Here is a 4,675-nt window from a genome sequence, read left to right as displayed (position 1 = left end):
CACGGCTCGACGACCTGCCGGCCCTGACCGGAGTTGGGACAACTGGTCTTGACCGGACAGACCCGGCACTTGTTGTTGGCGACGGCCGCCGACGCTCGACTTCGGCGACGGCCGCTCCGGGCTCTACGACTTCACCGACAACCAGTGGCACAACCAGCTGCGCTTCCGGCGGCTGCTGGTGCGCGGCAGCCACGGGGAGCTGCGCGACGACGAGGTGATCCGGCTCAGCGAGCCGCGCACGCTGGTCCGGTCGCCCCTGGTACGCCGGCAGACCGGTTACGACCTGGACCTGGACGGCTTCGACACCGACACCATCACGCTGGGCGGCGAGGTGCTGTACCGCAACCCGTACCCGGGCCGGCGCTGGAGCGACGAGGAGATCGCCATCGCCACTCTGCTGGACGCCACCGCCGCATGGGTGCGCGGCACCGCCCCCGCGCCCTACCCTTTGGCTGACGGGGCACAGGACCACCTGATCGCGCTGGCTGTCGAGGAGGCGGCCGACACCGACCGGACCGTCACCACCGGTACGGAGATCTGGGCGTAAACCGTCTCAAGCCGACCCGATCGCCGCCGATGGGAGAGGTGACCTGCCCGCAGTCCGCCGAACGGAGGCCGGATGACGACGCGAATCGTTCGCGCCTGCTTCGCCGTCTGGCTCACCGTGCTGACCGCGGTCTACTACCTCTGGCCCAGCCTGCACGTCTTCACCTGGGGACTGATCGGGCTGTCCGGCGCGGCCGCGATCGTGCTGGGCGTCCGCGCGCACCGGCCGACACGGGCCCTGCCCTGGTATCTGCTCGCCGTCGCCCTGGTCTTCTTCGTCGGCGGCGACATCATCTACTACGCCCAGGAGGCGCTGGAGCTCGACGCGCCGTTCCCGGGCCCCTCGGACGTGCTGTACCTGCTGGTCTACCCGCTGCTCGCGGCCGCGCTGACGCTGTTCATCCGGGCCCGCTCCGGGGAGGGCAACCGGGCGGCGCTGCTCGACGCGCTCGTGCCCACGGTCAGCCTGGGCCTGCTCTCCTGGGTCTACATGATCGCCCCATACACCCGGGCCACCGAGCTGACACTGGTGGAGAAGGCCGTCTCGGTCGCGTACCCGCTGGGTGACGTGCTGGCGCTGGCGATGATGATCCGGCTGCTGACCGCGGCCGGGCGCAAGCCGCCGGCGGTGAGCTGGCTCGCCGCCTCGATCGTCGGTGTGCTGGTCTCCGACGTCGTCTACGGTCTGGGCCGGCTGGACAGCGACTGGATCGTCGGTGGCCCGATCGACCTGGGCTGGATCGTCTTCTACGCGGGGGCCGGCTACGCCGCGCTGCACCCGTCGATGATCTGGCTGACCGACGACCGCGCCCCGGCCTGCACCCGGGTCGAGACCGGTGGGCGCCGGCTGGTGCTGCTCTCGATCGCCACCCTGATCGCGCCCGCCGTGCTGCTGGCCGAATACCTCAGCGGCGGCGTGGTCGACGCGCCCGTCATCGCGGCCGGCTCGGCGCTGATGTTCCTGCTGGTCATGGGCCGGGTCGGGGACCTGCTGGCCGAGCAGCGCCAGACCAACCTGCGCGAGACCGCGCTGCGCCGGGCCAACGCCGACCTGGCCGCCGCGACCACCGAGGACGACATCATGGCGGCCGTACGGGCCGCCGTCGCCATGCTGATGCCCGCCGAGCGCCGCTACGAGCTCATCGTGGGTGAGAAGACGCCGCTGACGGACGGCGGCACCGTCGAGTTCGGCGTCAGCCTGGAGCCGGCGCCCGGGTACGGCTTCGAGTCCGCCCTGCACGCCGTCATGATCCTGCCCGGCAACCCGCCCAAGCGCGGCTCGATCCACCTGGCCGCCCCGACGCCCACGCTGCGTTCCCTGCTCCCGGCCGTGCAGGCGCTGTTCGACCAGGTCACCATGGTCGTCGAGCGGATCGGCCTGGCCGGCGAGATCAGCCGCCGCGACGGCGAGGCCTACTTCCGGACCCTGATCCAGAGCGCGTCGGACGTCATCCTGATCATCGGCGACGACGACCGGATCCGGTACGCGAGCCCGTCCGCCGCCACCGTCTTCGGCTGGACCGAACTGACCGGCACCCCGCTGGCCATGCTCATCGCCGACACCCACCACGACGCCCTGGCCGACGCCCTGGTGCGGATCCGCACCGAACGCGGGCACGCCGACGGCATCGACCTCACCGCCGTCTGCGCGGACCGGCGCCTGCTGCAGGTCGAGTGCGGCGGGCGCGACCTGCGCGCCGACCCGACCGTCGCGGGCGTGGTGCTGACCGTCCGCGACGTCACCGAACGCCGCCGGCTGGAGAACGACCTGGCCCACCAGGCCTTCCACGACGGCCTCACCGGGCTGGCCAACCGGGTGCTGTTCCGCGACCGGCTCGACCACGCGTTCGTGCTCGCCGAGAGCGGCGCCGGCGAGCTCGGTGTGCTCTTCGTCGACCTGGACGACTTCAAGGAGGTCAACGACACCCTCGGGCACGCCGTCGGTGACCAGCTGCTGGTCGCGGTCGGCCAGCGCATCGCCCAGGCGATCGGGCCGGGCAACACGGCCGCCCGGATGGGCGGCGACGAGTTCGCCATCCTGGTCGCGCACGCCGCCGACGCCAGCGCCGCCGAGGAGGTGGCGGCCCGCATCATCAGCGCGCTGTCCACGCCGGTCGAGGTGAGCGACGGTCTCGGCGGTACGCACATCGTCAACGGCGCGGCCAGTGTCGGCGTGGCGACCAACCACGACGCGACCAGCCCGACCGAGCTGCTGCGCCACGCCGACCTGGCGCTGTACCTGGCCAAGGGCGCGGGCAAGGGAACCTGGCAGCGCTACCAGAGCGACCTGCACACCGCCATGGTGGAGCGGCTCGAGCTGCGCACCTCGCTGCTGGAGGCGATCGACGCGCGGCAGTTCGTGCTGCAGTACCAGCCGATCGTGGACATCACGACCCAGGCCGTCGTCGGGGTCGAGTCGCTGGTGCGCTGGCAGCACCCGGAGCGGGGGCTGCTGGGGCCGTACCACTTCATCGACCTGGCCGAGGAGAGTGGCGCGATCGTCGGCATCGGGGCGTGGGTGCTGGGCGAGTCGCTGCGCCAGTTCGCCGCCTGGCACGCCGCCGACCCGCAGCCGGCGCTGGGCTACGTGAGCGTGAACGTCTCGGCCCGGCAGTTCCGCACCCCCGGCTTCGTGGACCAGGTCCGCCAGGCCATCGCCGACGCCGGCGCGCAGCCCGGGTGGCTGCTGCTGGAGATCACCGAGAGCCTGGTGCTGCGCGACGCCGAACAGGTCTGGGCCGACCTGCGGGTGCTGCGCGAGCTGGGCGTGCGGATCGCCATCGACGACTTCGGCACCGGCTACTCCTCGCTGAGCTACCTGCGGCAGATGCCGGTCGACGTACTCAAGATCGACAAGTCGTTCATCGACGACATCATCGCCAGCCCGCAGCAGCGCGCGCTGGTCAACGCGATCGTCACGCTGGCCCGCAACCTGGACCTGACCGTGGTCGCCGAGGGCATCGAGGACGGCGCCCAGCGCGAGCTACTGGAACGAATGGGCTGCCCGTACGCCCAGGGTTACCTGTTCGCCCGCCCGCTGTGGCCGGCCGAGATCCCGCCGCTGCTGGGTGTGGTGGGCGTCGCGGCCTGAGGCGGCCGGGCGCTGAGGAAGCGCCGGTACTCCTCGTAGTTGAGCGGATTGCCGTCCAGCCTCGGCCGGCTCGGCGCGGGCCCGCGCAGCGGCCGGTCGGGGCCGGGCCGGCTCCACAGGGCGCCCTCGCCGTGGGTCAGCCCCGGCAGGGCGGTGGTGAGCTCATGCATCAGCCGGGCCGGCAACAGCCCGGTGACCACCCACGACTCCGCCCGCTCGGCCGAGCCGGTGACGTCGGCGCCGAGAACCGCCAGCCGGCCGAGCACCGTGTTCAGCGCCACGGCGGGCACCTCCAGCTCGAAAGCCTGGCACGGCTCGCACACCCGGGTCCCGGCCTCGCGCAGGGCCCGCAGCACCACGACCGGTGTCAGACCGCGGAAGTCGGCGGCCGTCGACATCGGCGCCTTGTAGCCGGTACGGACGACCGTGACAGTGCAGTCGACCACTTCCCAGCCCCGCAGCCCCTGCTCCAGCGTGCGGCGTACGGCCTCCTCGGTCGCCCGGTGGAAGGCCTTCGGGACAGCACCCGGTTGCACGTCACGGCGGTGGCGCAGCCCGGAACCCGGCGGTCCCGGCTCGACCCGCAACCCGACGGTGGCCCAGAAGTCGTTGGGCCGGCGCGGGTCGAACGCGACCACGCACTCGCCGGTGCCGGCGACCCGCTCGAAGTAGACCGGCCGGATCTCGCCGAACTCCGCGGCCAGGCCGAAGTCGCGGGCCAGCCGGTCGGTCAGCACCTCGCGCTGGACTGCGCCGTACAGCAGCACGGAGGTGCCGCCGCCGGGCACCGTACGGACGCGGATCAGCGGGTCCTCGTCGGCCAGGGCGGTCAGGGCGGCGTGCAGCCGTACCCGCTGGGCCGGGTCGCGGGGCCGGACCAGCGACTCCAGGCTCGGCGGGGAGAACTGCGGCGCGGGACCGTGGTCACCGGCGGGGCCGAGCCGGTCACCGACCCGGACGCCGCCGAGGCCGTGGACCCGGGCGATGGCACCGGCGGTGAGCACGGTCTCCGCACCGCCGACGACCTGCAGGGTGCTC

General features: G+C 72.8%; 2 protein-coding genes and 2 pseudogenes. 2 read left to right on the top strand and 2 right to left on the bottom strand.

Translation table 11 applies throughout. The features are described from left to right. A pseudogene (locus tag AB0C29_RS34385) lies at nucleotides 1-185 on the bottom strand (hypothetical protein); the annotation flags it as partial. Between AB0C29_RS34385 and AB0C29_RS34380 the strand changes: the two are divergent. Together AB0C29_RS34380 and AB0C29_RS34375 are read left to right on the top strand one after the other, a co-directional pair. Beyond that, the gene (locus AB0C29_RS34380; protein WP_360829246.1) at nucleotides 179-547 is read left to right on the top strand and encodes a hypothetical protein; all 369 of its coding nucleotides are present in this window, start codon (nucleotides 179-181) and stop codon (nucleotides 545-547) included. The pseudogene AB0C29_RS34385 and the gene AB0C29_RS34380 overlap by 7 nt on opposite strands. Before the next feature lie 72 nt (nucleotides 548-619). Continuing rightward, the gene (locus tag AB0C29_RS34375) at nucleotides 620-3,637 is read left to right on the top strand and encodes an EAL domain-containing protein (RefSeq protein ID WP_360829243.1); all 3,018 of its coding nucleotides are present in this window, start codon (nucleotides 620-622) and stop codon (nucleotides 3,635-3,637) included. Here the strand turns inward: AB0C29_RS34375 and AB0C29_RS34370 are convergent. After that, nucleotides 3,565-4,675, bottom strand: a pseudogene (locus AB0C29_RS34370) (hypothetical protein); the annotation flags it as partial. The gene AB0C29_RS34375 and the pseudogene AB0C29_RS34370 overlap by 73 nt on opposite strands.

The organism is Actinoplanes sp. NPDC048791 (genome assembly GCF_040650095.1).
Classification (GTDB): Bacteria; Actinomycetota; Actinomycetes; order Mycobacteriales; family Micromonosporaceae; genus Actinoplanes.
The sequence above is the reverse complement of the archived record's forward strand: the minus strand, read 5'-3'. Positions and strand labels throughout refer to the sequence as shown.